The sequence below is a fragment of the Pseudoalteromonas sp. OF5H-5 genome (assembly GCF_021530695.1).
In the GTDB taxonomy this organism is placed as follows: Bacteria; Pseudomonadota; Gammaproteobacteria; order Enterobacterales; family Alteromonadaceae; genus Pseudoalteromonas.
The window spans coordinates 213435-232279 of sequence record NZ_JAKGBF010000004.1; the positions used below are offsets into that span (position 1 = coordinate 213435).

16 protein-coding genes and 2 tRNA genes are annotated in these 18845 nt (G+C 41.1%); 8 read left to right on the top strand and 10 right to left on the bottom strand.

Annotation, left to right across the window (positions count from 1 at the left end):
* The first annotated feature begins 82 nt into the window (after positions 1-82).
* Complete coding sequence (locus L1271_RS07695) at positions 83-427, top strand: DUF3718 domain-containing protein (protein ID WP_235367493.1); 345 nt, start codon at positions 83-85, stop codon at positions 425-427.
* A gap of 64 nt (positions 428-491) precedes the next feature.
* Here L1271_RS07695 and L1271_RS07700 read toward each other — a convergent pair whose 3' ends face one another.
* Complete coding sequence (locus L1271_RS07700; protein WP_235367494.1) at positions 492-1184, bottom strand: DUF445 domain-containing protein; 693 nt, start codon at positions 1182-1184, stop codon at positions 492-494.
* Between the two features lie 125 nt (positions 1185-1309).
* On the opposite strand from L1271_RS07700, the gene L1271_RS07705 reads away from it, so the two are divergent.
* Together L1271_RS07705 and L1271_RS07710 are read left to right on the top strand one after the other, a co-directional pair.
* Positions 1310-2164, top strand: coding sequence for a fructosamine kinase family protein (locus L1271_RS07705; protein ID WP_102056704.1), 855 nt, complete (start codon positions 1310-1312; stop codon positions 2162-2164).
* A 70-nt stretch (positions 2165-2234) separates the two neighbouring features.
* Positions 2235-2438, top strand: coding sequence for a CPXCG motif-containing cysteine-rich protein (locus tag L1271_RS07710; RefSeq protein ID WP_102056703.1), 204 nt, complete (start codon positions 2235-2237; stop codon positions 2436-2438).
* A 124-nt stretch (positions 2439-2562) separates the two neighbouring features.
* Here the strand turns inward: L1271_RS07710 and L1271_RS07715 are convergent, their stop codons facing one another.
* Positions 2563-3204, bottom strand: coding sequence for a riboflavin synthase (locus L1271_RS07715; protein ID WP_010604611.1), 642 nt, complete (start codon positions 3202-3204; stop codon positions 2563-2565).
* Positions 3205-3379: 175 nt separating this feature from the next.
* Here L1271_RS07715 and L1271_RS07720 point away from each other — a divergent pair, with 175 nt between their 5' ends.
* The 4 genes from L1271_RS07720 (at position 3380) to L1271_RS07735 (ending at position 5997) form a co-directional block, all read left to right on the top strand.
* A complete protein-coding gene (locus L1271_RS07720; RefSeq protein ID WP_235367495.1) occupies positions 3380-4738 on the top strand; it encodes an MATE family efflux transporter in 1359 nt (452 codons plus the stop codon).
* Positions 4713-5708, top strand: coding sequence for a DUF3080 family protein (locus L1271_RS07725; protein WP_235367496.1), 996 nt, complete (start codon positions 4713-4715; stop codon positions 5706-5708). Before L1271_RS07720 ends, L1271_RS07725 begins: the two co-directional genes overlap by 26 nt.
* A gap of 124 nt (positions 5709-5832) precedes the next feature.
* A tRNA-Val gene (locus L1271_RS07730) sits at positions 5833-5909 on the top strand.
* A gap of 11 nt (positions 5910-5920) precedes the next feature.
* A tRNA-Val gene (locus tag L1271_RS07735) sits at positions 5921-5997 on the top strand.
* Between the two features lie 616 nt (positions 5998-6613).
* Here the strand turns inward: L1271_RS07735 and L1271_RS07740 are convergent.
* Genes L1271_RS07740 through L1271_RS07750 form a run of 3 tightly spaced genes read right to left on the bottom strand, consistent with a single transcriptional unit; the run spans position 6614 to position 8463 of the window.
* Entirely contained in the window at positions 6614-7042 is a 429-nt protein-coding gene (locus L1271_RS07740; RefSeq protein ID WP_102056700.1) for a GNAT family N-acetyltransferase, read from the bottom strand.
* Positions 7043-7099: 57 nt separating this feature from the next.
* The gene (locus L1271_RS07745) at positions 7100-8092 is read right to left on the bottom strand and encodes an NAD(P)H-quinone oxidoreductase (RefSeq protein WP_206472824.1); all 993 of its coding nucleotides are present in this window, start codon (positions 8090-8092) and stop codon (positions 7100-7102) included.
* Entirely contained in the window at positions 8074-8463 is a 390-nt protein-coding gene (locus L1271_RS07750) for a hypothetical protein (protein ID WP_010604606.1), read from the bottom strand. The genes L1271_RS07745 and L1271_RS07750 overlap by 19 nt, the downstream gene beginning before the upstream one ends.
* Before the next feature lie 134 nt (positions 8464-8597).
* Between L1271_RS07750 and L1271_RS07755 the strand changes: the two genes are divergently transcribed.
* On the top strand, positions 8598-9434 hold the full coding sequence (locus tag L1271_RS07755) for a M61 family metallopeptidase (protein WP_235367497.1): 837 nt from the start codon (positions 8598-8600) through the stop codon (positions 9432-9434).
* 65 nt (positions 9435-9499) lie between these two features.
* Here the strand turns inward: L1271_RS07755 and L1271_RS07760 are convergent, their stop codons facing one another.
* From L1271_RS07760 to L1271_RS07780, 5 genes are all read right to left on the bottom strand, one after another.
* Complete coding sequence (locus L1271_RS07760) at positions 9500-12181, bottom strand: ATP-binding protein (RefSeq protein WP_010604604.1); 2682 nt, start codon at positions 12179-12181, stop codon at positions 9500-9502.
* Between the two features lie 102 nt (positions 12182-12283).
* Positions 12284-14524: a TonB-dependent receptor gene (locus tag L1271_RS07765; protein ID WP_102056695.1), complete on the bottom strand. Its 2241-nt coding sequence runs from the start codon at positions 14522-14524 to the stop codon at positions 12284-12286.
* A gap of 250 nt (positions 14525-14774) precedes the next feature.
* On the bottom strand, positions 14775-17015 hold the full coding sequence (locus tag L1271_RS07770) for an NAD(P)-binding protein (RefSeq protein ID WP_235367498.1): 2241 nt from the start codon (positions 17013-17015) through the stop codon (positions 14775-14777).
* 114 nt (positions 17016-17129) lie between these two features.
* On the bottom strand, positions 17130-18107 hold the full coding sequence (locus L1271_RS07775; protein WP_235367499.1) for an acetoacetate decarboxylase family protein: 978 nt from the start codon (positions 18105-18107) through the stop codon (positions 17130-17132).
* Between the two features lie 69 nt (positions 18108-18176).
* Positions 18177-18764: a dienelactone hydrolase family protein gene (locus tag L1271_RS07780; RefSeq protein WP_102056692.1), complete on the bottom strand. Its 588-nt coding sequence runs from the start codon at positions 18762-18764 to the stop codon at positions 18177-18179.
* Between the last annotated feature and the right edge of the window lie 81 nt (positions 18765-18845).

An 18845-nucleotide genomic window follows, 5' to 3' on the forward strand; every position in this document is an offset into this window, starting at 1 on the left:
TCAGAATTACTTGGTTTACAGCATTACATGAAAACTTTCGCAATACTAATAACGTGTCCTAGAGATAGCCAAGGAGCTAATCATGAAACTGTTAAATTTAGTATGTGCAACCTCGCTTTTAGTAGTAGGAACAACTTCTGCAGCAGATTTTGTTGCTGCGGATGATAGCAGAGCCACCAAAGTTTGTATGTCGGTTGTCAAAGACAATAGAATCCACCTGTTCCACACCATTAAAGATAACCACCTCAAAAAACGAGTTGTCGAGGAAAAACTACACTGTAATGATATGCCAATCGGTAAATTTGCAGCCACCTATGGATTCAACAAAGCCGCTGATTTCCTCGGTGTAGACAGCAGTACACGGACCAGCATCAAAGACATCGCTCAAGTAGACCAAAAGACTATTTTTGTCTCAGGTTCAAAGTAGTCATGTCGACATGTTTGTAAACAAAAAAGCAAGGCGTAGCAATCCCTGACTACGCCTTTTTCTACTATACGATTGCAGCCAACAACCCAAATAGACCACCGAAAACCCCACCCCACACAACTAACCAACCTAAGTGAGTCTTAATCATGGTTTGTACAATTTCCTTTACCATTTGCGGCGTTAGCTCATTAAGTCGCTCATCTACCGCTTTTTCAATGGTTTGATGTAAATCATCGCCAAGTAGGCCATTACTGAGTGACTCACCAATTGCAGCATCAAACTCTGGCTGTTCACCAAGCTCAACTATTGCTAATCGCATTTTCTCTATAAATGGTTCTCGCAACGGTTGTACAGCTTCAGTCCCACCAAACATCTGTAACATCGCGCCAAATTGAGACGCCTCAATCACACTTAACAAACGGTCGAACGCAGGATTTAAATCGACTTTATTAGCGATAGGTGCCAAGTCAAACTTTGGGTGCTCCTTGCCGAGAAACTTTTCTAGTTTTTCTTTACTAAAGAACTCGCTCAAGATGAGATCTCGAATCGACGTTTTAAACGACTCGAATTTAAGCGTGATAACCCCTGAACCGTAGAGGAAAGGCACTTTCTCAAATAACATATGTACCGCTAACCAATTCGTCATTGCACCAGATAGTGCAAACAATCCAACCGAAAACAACACATCGTTTTCCAGTGCGAAGCCAGTACCGGTTAGCAGTATCGCCAGTAGATTGGTGATGATATTTTTATTCAATGTACTTCCCTTGGATAAAATGACAGACATGATATTTTATTTTTTTTAGAAAAAGGCCTCAAGTATTTGTGATCTTGAGAATTTCAACCATATTTTAGAGTAAGTGAATATGTTGGATCTAACTTATGTGGAACAAAGTCAACCAACAAATCTCTGAATCTCTCCATGACGCATTTGAGTTTTCTTCGAAGCAAACCTTAAAAAGTTATGGGTCTAAAAAACTTTATAAGATTGCAGACGATACCCATCAATTTTTGGTCAAAGTAGCTCCTATTCAAGCTTTAGAGCGATTTGAGTGTGAAGCATCTAATCGTGAAAAGCTTATTCGCGACTCTGATTTCCTCGTGGCCGATACAATAACACTGGGTACGAGTGTTGAATTTTGTTTTATTGTACTGGAATGGTTAGAACTAGATCATCGCAATGAAAACTGGCTTGAGTGCGGTCAAAGCCTTGCTAAAATGCACCAACGTCATGAACAGGAAATGTACGGCCTAGAAGAAGACAATTACATTCATGAGCTGCCGCAACCAAATCAATGGCACAAAAAATGGGAAGTTTTTTTTGCTGAGGAAAGAATTGGTTGGCAACTACAACTGCTCGCTGAAAAAGGGATTATCCTCACTGATATCGACACATTTGTGGAGCAGCTTAAGCCACTTCTTCCACACCAAGTTCAACCGTCTCTAGTTCACGGTAATTTTTGGCATGGTAACATTGGCTTTAGCCATCAAAAACCCGTGCTATTTTCCCCTGCTTGCTATTATGGTGATAGAGAAGTTGATATTGCGATGGCTTCGTTATTCGCTCCACTACCAGATGACTTCTATCGTGGTTACGAGTCTATCTATCCACTCGCAGAAAATTCACCTGAACGTTTAGACATTTATCGCTTATATCCTCTTCTGGTGCAAGCAAACTTGTTTGCTGGCAAGTACATACGGGATGCGGCAGAACAAGTGCAAGCCCTGCTCAAATAACTGCCATATTTTCGTCACAATGCGCTATAGTTAAAAGGTATTTAGTTTGGCCAATTCAGGTGGAGGGCCAATGAAAAACCTATATCAACAACGTATTGAATGTCCGCATTGTGGACATCATATTTTTGTCAATCTTGATACAAGTGAAGGCGATCAGGACTACTTCGAAGACTGTGCTGCTTGTTGCAATCCAATACACCTAAATATGCACTTAGACCAACTGCACAATAAGCTTGAACTTAGGGTTGATAGCGACGACGAACAAGTGTTTTAATCAAAGCAGAAGCGCTATAGATTACGGGCAGCTCATTTGCGAGCTGCTTATCAAGTTGACACAACCTTAGCTAATGCTTTTGGTACCTGCAAATAGAGGTAAAGGGCGTTACTCGGGCAAGGTACTAGTTGTGCTTCAATAGAGTTTGCTTCTTCATGTAGTTTTCAACGGTATTAATAATCGTATAGGTTTGTTGGTCAACCTCTATATTCACAGTATCTCCCACACGCATCGTACCCAAATTGGTAAGCGCCAGCGTTTCAGGTATTAGGTGTAACCAAAAGCCGGTGTGATCAAGCTCCCCCACAGTCAAACTCGCACCATTTACCGCAATAAAGCCTTTGTACATAACATACTTATGCCACGTTTCTGACAATGCTACATGCATCCTACAGTTGCCTTCGTTGCGATGTATTTCACTGATATTCGCGCTTGTTTGAATGTGCCCTGAAATTATATGACCGCCGAGTTCTGTACCAAATGTCATCGAGCGCTCAAAGTTTACCTGTGACCCTCTTTGTACTTCACCTAGATTAGTGAGTCTCAATGTTTCATCAATCACATCAAAGCAAACTTGCCCTACCACGTCATTTTCTGGCTGTTCGAAGTGCACCACCGTTAGGCAGCATCCGTTAATTGCTATGCTCGCACCCAAGGTCAGCTTATCGAGGTATTCAGCACCAACAGAAATAACTAATTTTAAAATATTATCGACCTGCTTCGCCGACACCACCGTCGCTTTTGTTTGAACAATTCCTGTAAACATATCTACCCTCTTAATTTATCCTTGAGATTGTAGCGAAATCGCACTAAGAGATGTACTTAATTTGTATTGAATATCCGACTAGATAAAAATAGTTGCGGCTGCTAGCCGCAAAATTTTGCTAAAAACAAAGCACTAAAATAAACTAACGTTTTTACGCCTTAAGTAGTATCTCACCATGAATTTTTCAACTTGGGAAGCCAGGCGCTTGCTTCAACTTGCGATCCCCGTTTTTCTCGCTCAAGTTACTTTAGTCTTAATGACCGTCGTTGATACGATGATGGCAGGTCAAGTCAGTGCTGAAGACTTAGCTGCTCTTTCTATTGCTACGGGTGTTTGGAACCCTTTGATTTTTAGTTTACAAGGGATCATACTTGCACTTACGAGTATTGTTGCGCATTGCCATGGTGCTAATGACCCCGCAGGGATCAAACGATTTTTCCAGCAAAGCTTGTATCTCGCTTTAGCGCTTTTTACCGTCGGTTTGGTTTTAGCGAACTTTACTTCTATTGTTTTTTCAAATATTGGGGCAAGTGAGAATGTTCAGGCCCTCGCTCAAGGCTATATTGATTTTGTGAAATGGGGTCTCTTGGGCTTTTTGATCTTTACGGTATACCGCAATGTCACCGAAGGGGTTGGCCAAACAAAGCCTGCTTTTTACATCAGTATTGTTGGTCTTTGTATCAATGTCGTTGCTAACTATATTTTCATCTATGGTAAATTTGGCGCGCCAGCGCTTGGTAGTGCGGGCTGTGGCCTCGCTACATCCATCGTGCTTTGGTCAATGGCAATTGCACAGTGGGTGTATAGCTTGAACAGTAAACACATAGATGGAAAGGCCCTCATTAGCGGTTTTACCAAACCGAGTTTAACTATGATGAAATATGTTGCAGCACTTGGTTTCCCAATTGCACTGGCTACCTTCTTTGAGGTCACGCTATTTGCGTGCATTCCATTATTTATTGCAGATCTAGGTCCTATTTCCGTATCCGGTCACCAAATTGCAGCCAGCGTCACTACAATGCTGTTTATGATGCCATTAAGTTTGTCGATGGCTATTGCCATCCGGATCGGTAACCTAACTGGACAAGGAGCCTTAGACCAACTTAAGCTTTCGGTGAATACCGCGTTTCTTTTGGCCACCTTAATTGCTCTATTTGTCGCACTCATTACGTATATAGGAAGAGATCAGATTGTTTGGCTCTATACCAACAATACTGAAGTAGCCGCTCTTGCAACCAGCATTATGGTGCTGGCTTGTTTGTATCAATTGCCCGATGCATTACAAGTCTCGGCAAATGGTGTGTTAAGGGGGCTAAAATATACTAAGCCAATATCTTGGGTTACCTTTGTATCATATTGGCTAATTGGCTTTTCATTAGGCTATGTATTAGCAAAGACCGATTTAATAACGCCTGCAATGGGTCCTCAAGGCTTCTGGATTGGTATTATTATTGGCTTGAGTACGGCGGCAGTATTATTGGTGACATGCGTAAACAAACGGGTGAAATTTGAGATTAGTCAAGCGAATAGCTAGTACGCTATTACTTTTTACTTTGGCCGGTTGCAGCAAGCAGCCGACCGATATTGCCGTTGAATATCAACAACGTTTGGCGAGCGCAACTGACATAGAGGTGGTACTCCCAGCGCCACTTTACAATCCGGAGGTCGAAAAAGTGCCATTGCCGACAAGTGAGCTAACTATCTCTATGTTAGACATCGCGACCGCTGGACACTGCAAAGTCACAAATCTCATCGCTGCGCACAATAATCAATTAGGGAAAGTAAGTTACCCAAGTGAACGCTTGAAATACACCATCTTATTTATTCAACAAGCTCCTCACTGCATTCAGCATCCAAACACGAGCGACGAGCTGAAACAAACATTAACTCAAGCAGTACAGGATAAGAAACAACAGCTTCCACGCCACTTTCTTCATATGATGACATTTGAAAGAGAGTTGGCAAGTTTGAGTTTGTTAATCGCTGAAGAAGTACCACTAGAGTTGCCAGCAGCCCACGGCAACATGCTAGAGGCCGTTAACGAGCTCGCAGAGCTGGTAATAAACATGGATACGCCAGAAAATCTCAGCCCAGACACGCTCACACCCGCTTTAAAAGTGCTTTCTCAGCGATTTGTCTCATCTTTGGTTACAAGCGTCCGTAAACAGACTCAGCTGAATAATGCGACTACACGCCAATTACAACAACTTAGGCTAAAAGATGGCATTTGCAAAAGCGGCGGAAATAAAAAGCAGGCACAGATCATAAACAATATCTTTAACAAGTATTATTTATCCATTCTTCAGCCGTATCAGGCAATGCTATCTCTTTCTACGGAAGAGTTGATCGCTGCCTGGCAGCCTATTCACCTATTGTATCAAAATAATAACCTTGCCGATCCGCTCACGCTTCAACAACACTTGGATAACCTTAAAGATTCTGCGAAAGCACATGTAAAATGGTGGAAAAAATTTTACGAGCTGTGTGAAATCCCTCCAGTATGAACAAAAAAAAGGCAAACAATCAAAAAATTACTGAAAGCCGCTTGATCCGTTAGCTGAGTCACTATATATTACAACGCGTTGACAGGCACAGACCTGAAAACAATTAATAAACGAATGTTATTGTACGACCGTAGCTCAGTTGGTTAGAGCACTACCTTGACATGGTAGGGGTCGGTGGTTCGAATCCACTCGGTCGTACCAAATCTTATAATACAACCGTAGCTCAGTTGGTTAGAGCACTACCTTGACATGGTAGGGGTCGGTGGTTCGAATCCACTCGGTTGTACCAATCCTAAATATTCAGTCTTATCTAATAAGAATCCATTCGATTGTACCAACCTTAGATTTAATTCAAATAAAGAAAAGCACTACCTACTCTCTATAACCCGTGCCAAGGGTCGATAATTCGGATCCACTCAGTTGTACCACTCCTAAATATTCAGTCTTATCTAATAAGAATCCATTCGATTGTACCAACCTTAGATCTAATCCAAATAAAGAAAAGCACTACCTACTCTCTATAACCCGTGCCAAGGGTCGATAATTCGGATCCACTCGGTTGTACCACTCCTAAATATTCAGTCTTATCTAATAGAATCCATTCGATTGTACCAACCTTAGATCTAATTCAAATAAAGAAAAGTACTACCTACTCTCTATAACCCGTGCCAAGGGTCGGTGGTTCGAATCCACTCGGTTGTACCAATCCTAAATATTCAGTCTTATCTAATAAGAATCCATTCGATTGTACCAACCTTAGATCTAATTCAAATAAAGAAAAAGCACTACCTAGTCTCTATAACCCGTGCCAAAGCTCGGTGGTTCGAATCCACTCAGTTGCAACCCTTCAAAAGTTATCTATATCTATCGCTATTTCTTAATCTACCAAGAAAAAAGTTGAAAATTCAAACTTTAGAGCTTTTAATGGAGCCTACTGTGAACTTCTTTGTCATTCCTTGACTCGCTGGAGCTACTAAGCGATAACCCAGTTTCTCGTAAAAGGCTGGCTCGTCTGCAATCATTGAAACATATGAGCCCGGCAAAACATTTGATGCTAAGTAACCATCAATATATTCCATTACTGTACGCCCTAATCCCTGCCCTTGATAAAGCGGATTGACGGCAACATCGACAATTTCAAAATTGCAACCTCCGTCTCCAACCACCCGGCCCATTGCCACAAGTTGTTCGTTATGTCGAATTGCAACCCCATATAATGAGTTAGGTAGTCCCCTTGTGGCTGCTTCTAGAGATTTTGCAGATAATCCAGCGGCTATTCGCAAATCACAATATTCCTCTGGGCAAGGTACTTTCTCTTCAATTTTGAACGTCAAAATAATCACTCCTCTAATCACTAAGAGTTATAGCATAACAACTGTATAAATAAACAGTCAACTAACTCTAACTATCACCTTCCCGAGGTTCTGGTTGTGTTCGAGAATATCGTGGGCTTGCTCAATTTCATCCCAATATAACTCCTTATATATTGGTATCTTCATTGTCTGATCCGGCAGGTCCGAGCCAAACTCATTCAGAAAATCTTTCACTAATTCCGTTTTATAGTCCAATGAGCGGTTTCTCAACGTACTTCCGTGCAAGTTAAACCTTTTCGCGAGTAACTTGGCAAAGTCTAGTTCTGTATATCTTCCGCCTAGCATAGCGAGCATCACACAGTGACAATCCATTGCTGCAACTCTTAGGTTCGCTCTGAGGTATTCACCACCGACTGGATCAAGAATGACATTTGCTTTCAAACCAAGCTTTTTCATTTCTTCAGCAAAATCACAGTCTAAATAATTAATAGTGTAATCTGCCCCCAGAGCCTTTGCGTACTTGGCCTTTTCCTTGCTACTTTGGGTCGTAATGACCGTTGCACCTAGCCTTTTTGCAATCCTTATGGCAGCACTACCAACACCCGAAGCTCCGCCATGGCACAGTAAAATCCCATTAGAATTTAGCTGCCCAGTTCGCACAATCGCATCATAGGCCGTAAGATATACTTCTGCTAAGCCTGCCGCATAACTCAATGACAAGCCTTTGGTTAACGGCATGAGTAATTCACTTTGTGCAACCACGTACTCAGCATAGCCGCCTCCAGAGGTTAAACAGAACACTTGATCACCAAGTAAATATTCAAACTCAGGAGACGCCACTTGAACTATCGTTCCAGACACTTCCAGACCCAATATCTCACTATCGCCTTCAGGCGCAGGGTATTTCCCTTGCTTTTGCAAAATGTCTGCTCTATTAACCCCAAACGCATGCACTTTGATTAGCACTTGCTTTGCACTCAATGTTGGTGTTTCGGTGTACTGGATTTGAAGCTGAGAAGATGCGTGACTGATATAACGCATCTTCTTTGGGATCACTGAACTTTTTTCCATACTTCCTTCTCGACGAACTTACCATCTTCATACAGTTCATGATGCCATAAATTACCATCAATCTTGTAGCTGAATGACATCGTTCGACCAAGTAAGGAAGTAACATTTCCATATTCATAGGTTTCGATAAATCTATCTCCCTCTATTTTGTAACTCCCTCCACCAGCGTATTTAAACTTTCCTTCACTTTGCGTAATGTAGCTGTGGTGAGCCTCAGTAATTAACTTTATCGACGTCAAGCTAGGCGCTTGCGCTGATACAATGCCATCTGTGGTGGCATATTTTCCCTCAACAAATTCCCAAGTACCTAAAAGTGGGTTTGCCAAAGCAATTGGACTCAATAACAATAAACTAAGTGCGGTGACTTTCATCTTATTTCCCTTTAACGTTGTTTTATTCAGTTTTACACAATCACCCAACCAGGTCAGTTGAGATAATCTCAACATCAAGAATGAAATAATGCGTTCTCAGGTCTATTTACAAAGTAACCATTGTAGAGAAAATAATGAAATTATTAATGTTTATACTGTTGTTTGGCTTAATTGCATCCACTCAGGCAACCGAAATTGAAATCGAATATAAGAGCTGGATCAGTCGCAGTGATAGACAACATGTGGAAACTTGGCTAAAACACGGTGTTAAAGCAACAGAGCGTTCCTTGGGAATATTACAACAATATACACTTCCATTTATCATTGAACCGAGCTTATTCGCATCTGAGCCTGTGCCATGGGCCACGGTTCAACGTGGCAAACCCGACGCTGTTCTACTCCAAATCAAACGATTTACCTCAAGCCGAGTGTTGATTAAAGATTGGACCTTGTACCATGAAATTGCTCACCTTTATCACCCGTTGCTTGACCACTCAGATTTCTGGCTTGCAGAGGGGCTTGCTACCTATTTACAAAATGTCATTATGCTAGAGAACGATATTTTTAATGTTGCAGAGTTTCGTACAAGACTAATCTCAGGGCTCAGCCGAGGCGCAAAAAATACGCGAATGAATAAAGGAGCACTTAAAACAGTGAGCGAACAAATGTGGTCATTAAACGCACAACAAAGAGTCTATTGGAGTGGGGTTGCATTCTTTATAGAAGCAGAAATTGCACTGCAGGATACGGGCAATAAGAACACAATCAGAGCGCTTATCTCCTCATTTCAGCAGTGTTGTAAAGGCAGTGTAATATCGGGAGACCGTAACAGTGGACGTTTATTTATTGCGAGTCTAGATAAACTATCCAAAACCACAATATTTTCCAATCTATATGCCAACTATAAACAGCGGAAGGACTTCCCTGACCTAAGTAAGGCTCAAATCTACAGTCTGCAGCCATTAAGATAAGGTGTTGTATAAAATCCTTTCATTATCATGCCTATCCGCTATAAATATTAACAAGGCGTAGAATCCTAAGCTTGTTTGGTTTGCTGCTTTTCTGACTCAATAGCGGTTGTCATCGCACCAAGTAACTCAGTTAGCTGCACTTCAACACACTCTAGTTGTTTATTCTTCAGCTTAACATCCAACTCGTTTGCAATTTTATGAATATCAATACAATCAAACATCGCAGCAGTACCTTTAATCGCATGAACTGTTCTTGCTAACGCATCGTAGTCCTGATACTTAGCTTGATTCTTTATCTGAATGATTTGCTCATGCAGCCCAGAAATATACTGTTGTTTTAACTGATAAAATTCGGCTTCAGGAAGATCAACTTCCTCGTCGACTTGGATATCCAAATAATAGGCTACCTTTTGACTGAACACGACTCTATCAATAGGTTTTGCAAGATGATCACTAAATCCAAGTTTTAAGTAACGCTCAATTTCATGCTGCATGGTGTTGGCAGTTAATGCAATCACAGGCGTGCTACACCCTGTTGCCTGAATAAAGCTAAACGCCTGCTCACCATCCATTACAGGCATTTGGATATCCATTAATATCAAATCGAAATCACCATCTAGTACCGCCTGTACCGCTAGCTGACCATTTTCAACCGCCGTCACAGATAAACCCATACGCTCTAAAATACGCTTAATAAGCTTACTATTGTCTGTGTTATCTTCAGCTAATAACACCTCACCTTTAAGCTCTTGATTTATTTCATCAGGTATTGTGCCTTGTTCACGAACATCACCGATTTGAGCGAGACTTTGCACCCACTTTGTTTTCTCGGTGGTATATAGGCCAACAGTAAGAGTAAAGGCAGTACCTGAGCCTACCTCACTTTCTACCGAAATATCACCATCTAACTTTCTCGCTAAGCTTTTGGAGATATTTAGTCCAAGCCCTGTCCCACCATATTTCCTTGATGTGGAAGAGTCAGCTTGATAAAACGCGCTAAATAATTCTTTTTGCTCGTCCGCTGTCATTCCTATCCCGGTATCTCGCACTGTAATCATGAGACGCTCGTTTTGACACGCCACATCAATCGAGATTTTACCAACCGTCGTGAACTTCATTGCGTTAGATGTGAGATTTAGTAATATCTGTCGCAAACGAGTGGGATCAATAACCACAAAATCAGGCAGCGGAAAATGATAATTCAGCGCAAACTCCAGTCCTTTATCTCTAATTTGCTTACCCAATAATGAATCGACATGCGCAATCGCTTGAAAAAGGTTTGACTCCACCAACTCAACTTCTAGTTTATTGGCCTCAATTTTAGACATATCCAGAATATCATTAATTAGCCCAAGTACATGACGCGAGTTTTGCAAAATAACGGAGATAGCGTGATTACGCTCATGTGGCTTAATATCTCCGAGCATAATGCCATCGGCATAGCCAATAATTGACGTCATTGGTGTTCTTATTTCATGACTCATGTTTGCCAAAAATCGACTTTTTGCCTCACTAGCATCTCTAAGTTCTGAGGCCACCTGCTCTAACTCATAGGTCCGCTTTAACACCTTTGCTTCAAGGTTTTTATTGAGTTCTATATTTTCTTCACTGGTAATTCTAAACTTGTCCGCAACTGCGAAGGCCAGCAGTAATGCATCAAGCGCAGTACCTATTAGACCGTAAAGATATAAGTTACTCGACGATTCAGGCAGCAAACTTAAGTTCGTTAAATTACCCACCATATTGGGGATCGCCATTGCAATATATGCCATTACAAAATAGCGAGCGGGCTTAAATCCTTCAGTCCAACGCGTAATACCAACAAATAGTCCGAAGCAAAGCGCTAACCCCGTTACTAAAGTCGCCCAAATAAAACCAAAGCCAGGGAAAAGAATACAAAACGGTAGTCCAAGCGCAGCTATCACACCAAGCCAAATAGAAATCGACACATAGTTTGGATGAACGTCCTTGAGTTTTAGAAGATGGATATAAAATAACGCGTTAGTTAATGGCGCAAGCGCAAAACCTAACCAATGTAAGTTTGCAGAGTAAAACCCAAATAACTCGTCGGGAATATGAAAAAAATGGCTCCACGCAAATACCCACACACAAGTGAATAATGCGTAATAAAAATGAGTGATATCTTTAGAGCCGATGTAGATTAATAAGTTATACAGCCCCAAAACAATGCCGACACCAAAACAAAGCGTCATAATAAGATTTTCATAGACCACTTCCTGCTGAAAGTCTCTAAGAGGCTCAATGGTCAACTTTACCGGGGTGTAAAAGAAATCACTCTCGAAGAGAGTAACGATATAATAATCTTGACTAGGCTCCAACTTGACTTGATTACCATAATGAAATGCAAATTCATTTTCGACCTTACCCCCAGAGAAAACTCGCAAGACTGTTTCCGGTGTATATATCCTCGACTCAACTTTGCTTAATACCGTATTGTATGGATAAAGCACAAATTCATTTAAGGGTGTTTCATTTCTGACTTTAGTAACCAAGAAATAACGACCAGAAAACAGCGCTCTGTTTTTTAGTGGTTCATGAATAGATTCCCACGCACTCAATTCAGCCCAGTTTTGAGGAAATCTTGTACTAGAATTTGCCTCATAAGCCTTTCCAACATGGTGTAAATTTTGATATTGCCAAGGCTGCGTCAATTTCAACACAGCCTGATCTGCATAGGCAAAACTAGAAACCAGAATTATGCTGAAAATGATCAGGAGTAAACGCATTCTAGCCTGTTACCTCAGTAAAGTTACCTGTGATTCGGTATTGTATCTGCAAGTTTTCAACCCCCAAGTCAGGTGACTTATACGTATAGTGATTAAGCAAAATCAAAATCGATATGTTACATCCATGCCTACTCTTCTTCCCTCACCTTTAAAGTCTTCTAACATTCCCAAAAAACTACTCAGGTCAAATTTAAGGTGGCTATACTCTTTATCTAGAAGATTTTTACCCCAAATACCTAACTGCCAGTCTCTATACTCCAGCTGTAGATTAGCATTCCAAAGCATATAACTGGGTTGCTTAGCATACGGAGATTCGTTTTGGTCAAAGTAATATTCGCTTTGATAATCAAATGCTATTCTACTTTTTATACTAACTTCATCCCAATTAAATGCATAATTTATTTGCCCAGAGATATTCCATTCGGATGTAAACGGTAAACGATTGTCGGTCAATACAACGCCAACTGGATCGATAAACTCCTCAAAGTTAGCTTCAGGTATATACCCTACATCTAAGCCTATCTGAGTTTGCTCCGATAGATACCAAGTATTTTCTATCTCAGCACCATAGATTTTGGACTTACCTACGTTTTCAAGTAACTGATAAGGCGGCGCTCCAGGTACTTCTGAAGCCTGATTCATAAATACCTGTTGATCTTTATAATCATAGTAAAAAGCAGCCAAATTTGTACGAAGTTTAAGGTCATTAAATAACAGCTTAGCGCCTACTTCATGAGCGATTAGTTCTTCAGGGCCATAACTTGCCTGTATCGCGGCATCCTTCGAAATAAGGAAGCCACCGTTATAGCCGCCGCTTTTTACACCATTAGATAAACTATAATAAACACTTTTATCCGATTTAACTTTATGGATAACCGACAATTTTCCAGACAAATTACTATCGGACTCTTTTCCCTCAATGTCGTAGGCAGGAACTAAAATGCCAGCGAGATTACCTCCAAAAGGCACGTTTAAATAGGAAAAAGAGTCATACTTCACATCTTCATCGCTATATCTTACTCCTACGAGTACATCTGTATGCTCACTAACTTCATATTCATATTGACCAAATAAGGCCATTGATTTTACTTTAATATCATTATCATAGAAAAAGGTCGCCGCACTTGCACCATTAGGGGTTCCCCTAAAATCACGTAATAAGTCATTAAAATTATCTTGATAAATACGCTCTTCTAGTTGAAATAAACCTACCGTTAGAAAGCCGGTCTCCATACTTTGCTCAAACCTAAGCTCATTCACCAGCTTTTCATTTTTAAGTCCTAACTCGCCTTCACACAATGAAAATGGACTTCCATCACAATTAAATCCATGTATCCTATCTAAGCGATTGAAAGCCCCAAGATAAATAAGTTGAGACCGGTCATCCAGTGCATACGCGACCTCTGTTGTAACGCCTTTGCTTATACTGTGATGTTTTTGATAATTATTTACCCGTACAGCCCAAAAATCGTCACTGCCAATATTAAAGCCAAGCGCATCAACGCAGTTGCTAGTGCCCGCTTGGGCTGGAGAACATAATGAACCATCCAAAGGGTTTGAGAATAATCCGATATTCCCGACCGGCTGAACCAGTCCATTCCAATGACCATAATCTAATTTCACAAAAACACTGAACTTATCAAACTCGCCAAAATAACTTAGTCGAACATCATTTTGTTCCATATACGCCTCAGGAGCGTCAGGCTGTAAGTTATACGTTGTGTACTCATAGTTATTGTGGCTAGCTGCAAGTCGCACCGCGCTATTTTGATCTAGGCTATAATTGAGCGTCGCACGAGCTCTTGATAAAGAGTCAGAACCGACCCCTACACTGACAGAAGCAAAATCACCATCTGTTGGGCGCGCCGTGCGCACTAAAATTGCCCCCCCAGTGGTATTTCTACCAAAAAGTGTACCTTGTGGACCTTTCAACACTTCAACTTGTTCAACATCAAACAAGTTAATGATTTGATTATTCGCAGACCCAACAGATATACCATCTAAATACACCCCAACCGGAGAAGTGTTAGCCGTGTTATAATCGACAAGTCCGACACCTCGAATGCTGACCGCTGGGGGCGTACCCTCAGCTGCATTTTGACTGATTTTTACATTCGCAACTAAACTACCTAGTTCGGTCGTATCTTTCAGCGCGGCGTCAGTGATGACTTGTCCGGATATGGGTTTAACAGCGATAGCAACATCATTGATAGATTGCTTTCTTTTTTGGGCGTATACCTCAATGACTTCGATTTCTTCTTCGACTTGTGCTGATGCTTCCATCGAGACTGCTAAGAGTAATGTTAGTGTTATCGTATTTAACAGCACATTTGGATGTGGCATAGTTTGAATCCCGAGCTATATCATGCAATTGCACTATCAGTATAGCTGAATTAAAAAGACCCCCAAACAAATGAACCCGATTACCTTTTTAAGGTTCAAGTTATCGTTCATAATACATACAAATTATACCAAGGTGGAATTTGAGCCCTGCAAATTGCAGGGCGTAGAATATAGGTTAAGCTAATACAGTTGTACAACTAACGGTTCAAAAACCAAACGTTCGTTTAGCGCCTAAAGAGTAATAGCTCGGTTATTTAAACGGCTCAAACCCTGATTCTCCACTAATGTTTTGAGGATATCCGGTGATGGCTCTACTCGTTTGCATGCCAGCCATCACAGCAGCTTCAACACAACCTGCATTGACACCGGTTTTAATCCAATCTCCAGTAATGTAGAGGTTATTGAATATGCAGCCGTCCGTAGGCAGTCGAAATTGACTGCTATCAACAACACTTAAGACATAACGCTCACTGGGGTCGACATTCACCCTCCAATACTGAGTGTTGAACCTAACTTCACCTTCGTTATTATCAACATCAAACAATACGTTCCAGTCGAAGTCGTTACCATGATAAGCCTCTGGCCACAGTGGCTGCATCTGTAATCTAAGTTTTTGCAATGCGTTTTCTTTTACCTGAGCTTTCATGCGCTCAGGAAACTCATGATCGCTCGGAGGTGGATAATCTGCGCAGGTAAAAGCACTACAAAAGTAGGCAATGTTATTTGGCTGTGTATTTGGCCAATCTTCAACCTCAATTAAATTAGACATCGCGGCCCAAGTGTCAAAAGGTTGAGAAAATGCGCTTAATATTGGTGGCTCATTACTACCAGAAGGATCGTGAAAACCCAGTTCACTGTCAGTTTTAGTAAGCCACAACTGTAATGCTTGAGTCGCAACAGTTTTGACCTTTTCAGCTTGCAACTTTAAGCCGTTATCTTTAGCCAATAATTGCTGACAAAGTGGCTCAAGACTTGCCACTGAGATCCCAAAAATCACTAAATCGAAATCAGTACCTTTATTTAGTGTTTTTCTCGGTAACCTCTGTCCAAATGCTTGTTGGTAAACCGCCTCCCAATTAGACCAGTAAGACTCTAGGTTAATCTCATGTTCTTTAAGTAGTGCCACTTGCTGCGGGTCAATTTGTTGCCACAGAGGCGAGCTTGGCCAACATGGCAAGTCTTTGACTAATTCCAGAGGCTCGTAACTTTGCGTCTCTTTTAGTTTAACCTGTTGAATTAATTGAATGCTATCAACATAATGACCATCATCATCCTGTGTACAGTGTAACGATTCAACCTGATGAAAAAACGCAAACTTAACGCCTCGATGTTTGAGCAGCTCATAAATAGGAGAGAAAATAATATCTCCCATTCCCGCTTGCATTTTCCACATCACACCACCGCGATAACACAGCATAATCCGAAGCATGGCCAAAGCCGCAACTCCCGCTTCAACATTCGGCTTTTTAAAATCACCGTTCTCATAGCCAAAAACGAGATCATAAAAGCCGCGGACTGGTGCAGACTCCACAGACAGCAATTCATTTGCGCCATTGCGCTTGAGCCACTGTTTAAAATCGTATTGATCAAGATAACCAAACCCTCGTGAATAGACTTTGTCTCGGAGCATGCCAATGGTCATCGCAACACCTAAATCTATGCATATATATAGACGTCTAATGACAGGGTTGTCATCAATTAAGTCATTTACTTCAGACTGCAACCAGCGCCTAATTTTTCGAACCATATACCAAACAACTAAGTGATCTTTCTTATTTTCTAAACGATGATCAGCTTCACGTACCGTTAGAAAATTACTAAGTTGCGTTATTAACAGCTTTGGTGTGGATACGACCTCTTGGGCTTGATTTTCTGCGTCATCAAATAGAGCTCTAGCCTTTTCTTCTACACTATCAAAAAAGCTTTTAACTTCCTGTCCCAAGTGAGCAAGCAGCGTTTTGTCTCTTTCTTTTTTAGTTTTGAGTTGTGTGGATTTGTGGGTTTTCTCAACTTCGCATTCCAAATCATCAACCCACTTGTGTAGCCAAGCCGCAAGTAATTTTAAAATCTGCCAAAAATGTAAATCGAGTGTGCCATCTGCTGGATTACCTGGGATCTCAGGGAAATCTACTGACCAAGTTTGCCATTGCTGATCAATATATTCTTGCAACACCACCAAACTATGTGGTTTTAGCGCTTGTTGCCAAGTGTGAATGGGGATATCACTTGAGCGCTCAAGCTTATTATAAACGGTCTCAATTGCCCTAAAAGAATTGACATAGGCACCAAACCAAACGTGAAGACCGTGCTCCTCTATACGTTCGCCGTATTCAGCATTACGACCACTCGCCCCTTTGCCCCCCAAGCGCCAACCTTGCTGATAAACGGTAATATCATAGCGCTCTTGCCAATCGTCTTGTTCAGTCATGTATACCGCAGCAGTCATTGCCGAAACACCGCCGCCAAGTATTGCTACTTTTTGTTTACTCATAAACCTTCCTTTTTCTAACCTGTTGACGAGCAACATCTAAAGCCACATAGGAAGACAACTAAACATGCAAATATCGCTTTAGTAAAAAATCGTGTTTTTTATGCCACCAGTACACTAACGATGGAGGTTAGCGATACTCTGAGCACTGGAAACAATTTCTTCCACTCCTGCCTGATCGAAGTCCATTTTCACAAAGTAAGGTAGCTTGACCTCGCTTTTGCCTATTGGAATGCCAAACATTTTATCCAGTGGAAACGCATCCATTCGTTGTAGATTCAGGCTTAAGTCATCTTTGATAAAGCCAATTTTGTGGATTTTCTTCACCTCTGAAGGGGAATGCACCACTGCCGAATATACAGACTTCTCGGCATGACCATCTGGAAACTGCTTAAATAATATTTGATCCATTTGCGGGTGGGTAAACCCTGATAAGAACTGCTTAAGAAATTGACTATCGACGTTTAAATCAGACACCGAGTCTTTGAAAAGCTCAGCAATTTCTTCACCCACTTCCAACACTTCTTTTAGCCATGACTCCCCGTCATCCTCAGGTTCAATGGATAACAATTCATGCCATGCCATTTTGACGTTGGGATCAAATTCCTTAAAGGTCTCCAGAGAGAGGGAAAAGCTCAGTGGGTCACCAAAGTTATCAGGCATTTCGTAGCGACATAAATATTTGTTGTAGCCCCATATTTCTCGACCATTTATCAGTGCGTTAATGTTGTTGACCGAGATAAATGCTGGATACCAATATAGATGTTCTGCCTTTAACGTTTCGAGATTGACTTGCAGAATTGGCAACCAGATGATGACATCGGTTTCTTGCATATATCCATAGTTACTAAATGGCGGCACTTTTGACGCGATATTTTCTATATCTGTAAATGTCAATAAGCACCAATCGGTTAGGGCCCTGAATACAAATTCACTACTAGAAACCGAATTAAGCGTTTTATCAACATAGGTTTGGATTGTTGATTTTTTTCCTTTGACAAAAAAGCCATACATTTGTGCATTTAGCATTCTGCATGGAGGTTTGGCGATCGGATTACTATAAAAATGTTGATAATCAGGCAACTCGGGATACATCTTTCACTCCTTAAAGTATGATAAGTTAGTGTTTAGTGTAGTTCGCTCAAGCCGCTTTTGCGTATGTTGTTATGAAAACTCCGCTTCTTGTTGCACAACCTCAAAATAGTTACGCGCTTCTCGCTGGCAAAAATACTGATAATGCGAGTATGCGTACTCGTCATAGTTACCCGAAAGCTTGTTCATAAAGCCGTGTAAATACCGCGTTCGGATACAATTCAATCCTTTTTTATCTTTTAACTGCTCAATGACGGGCTCAACGTCAAAATGAGATTCAACTTGAGCAAAGAAGATAGACACATCGCAGCTGGGCTTAATATTTAGATGGTTACGTATTTGGCTGGGATAAAATGCAATAAGTTGCTCGACAGAGTGAGATGCACCTTGTTCAGACAATGCAACCCACGCAGCAGCTCCGCCTGCACTAAAGCCAATAATAAGTTTTGGTTTGTATTCAGAAATCGCTGCTGATATTTTATCAGCATATAAACGATGACCACACTGAGCCAAAAACAGCTCATAACAATCCGACTCTGAGACACTATTTGGTTCTTCTATAAATGGTGAAAGCACCTGCACGTCACTTCCAAGCGATTTAGCAAAACGATCAATATGATCCGTATGACCGAAAATATCGGTAACTATTAATATAGCCATAGGTTTTCCTTATTAATAATTTATCGTTATTGGCTTTTATGACTTTCCTTGCCATGTGGCCTTATCTACTTATATTTGGAT

Excerpts from the sequence above, each read along its gene's own strand:
- L1271_RS07695 (WP_235367493.1), top strand. The coding sequence starts at position 83 with ATGAAACTGTTAAATTTAGTATGTGCAACCTCGCTTTTAGTAGTAGGA.
- L1271_RS07705 (WP_102056704.1), top strand. The coding sequence starts at position 1,310 with ATGTGGAACAAAGTCAACCAACAAATCTCTGAATCTCTCCATGACGCA.
- L1271_RS07710 (WP_102056703.1), top strand. The coding sequence starts at position 2,235 with ATGAAAAACCTATATCAACAACGTATTGAATGTCCGCATTGTGGACAT.
- L1271_RS07715 (WP_010604611.1), bottom strand. The coding sequence starts at position 3,204 with ATGTTTACAGGAATTGTTCAAACAAAAGCGACGGTGGTGTCGGCGAAG.
- L1271_RS07720 (WP_235367495.1), top strand. The coding sequence starts at position 3,380 with ATGAATTTTTCAACTTGGGAAGCCAGGCGCTTGCTTCAACTTGCGATC.
- L1271_RS07745 (WP_206472824.1), bottom strand. The coding sequence starts at position 8,092 with ATGGAAAAAAGTTCAGTGATCCCAAAGAAGATGCGTTATATCAGTCAC.
- L1271_RS07750 (WP_010604606.1), bottom strand. The coding sequence starts at position 8,463 with ATGAAAGTCACCGCACTTAGTTTATTGTTATTGAGTCCAATTGCTTTG.
- L1271_RS07755 (WP_235367497.1), top strand. The coding sequence starts at position 8,598 with ATGAAATTATTAATGTTTATACTGTTGTTTGGCTTAATTGCATCCACT.
- L1271_RS07760 (WP_010604604.1), bottom strand. The coding sequence starts at position 12,181 with ATGCGTTTACTCCTGATCATTTTCAGCATAATTCTGGTTTCTAGTTTT.
- L1271_RS07765 (WP_102056695.1), bottom strand. The coding sequence starts at position 14,524 with ATGCCACATCCAAATGTGCTGTTAAATACGATAACACTAACATTACTC.
- L1271_RS07770 (WP_235367498.1), bottom strand. The coding sequence starts at position 17,015 with ATGAGTAAACAAAAAGTAGCAATACTTGGCGGCGGTGTTTCGGCAATG.
- L1271_RS07775 (WP_235367499.1), bottom strand. The coding sequence starts at position 18,107 with ATGTATCCCGAGTTGCCTGATTATCAACATTTTTATAGTAATCCGATC.
- L1271_RS07780 (WP_102056692.1), bottom strand. The coding sequence starts at position 18,764 with ATGGCTATATTAATAGTTACCGATATTTTCGGTCATACGGATCATATT.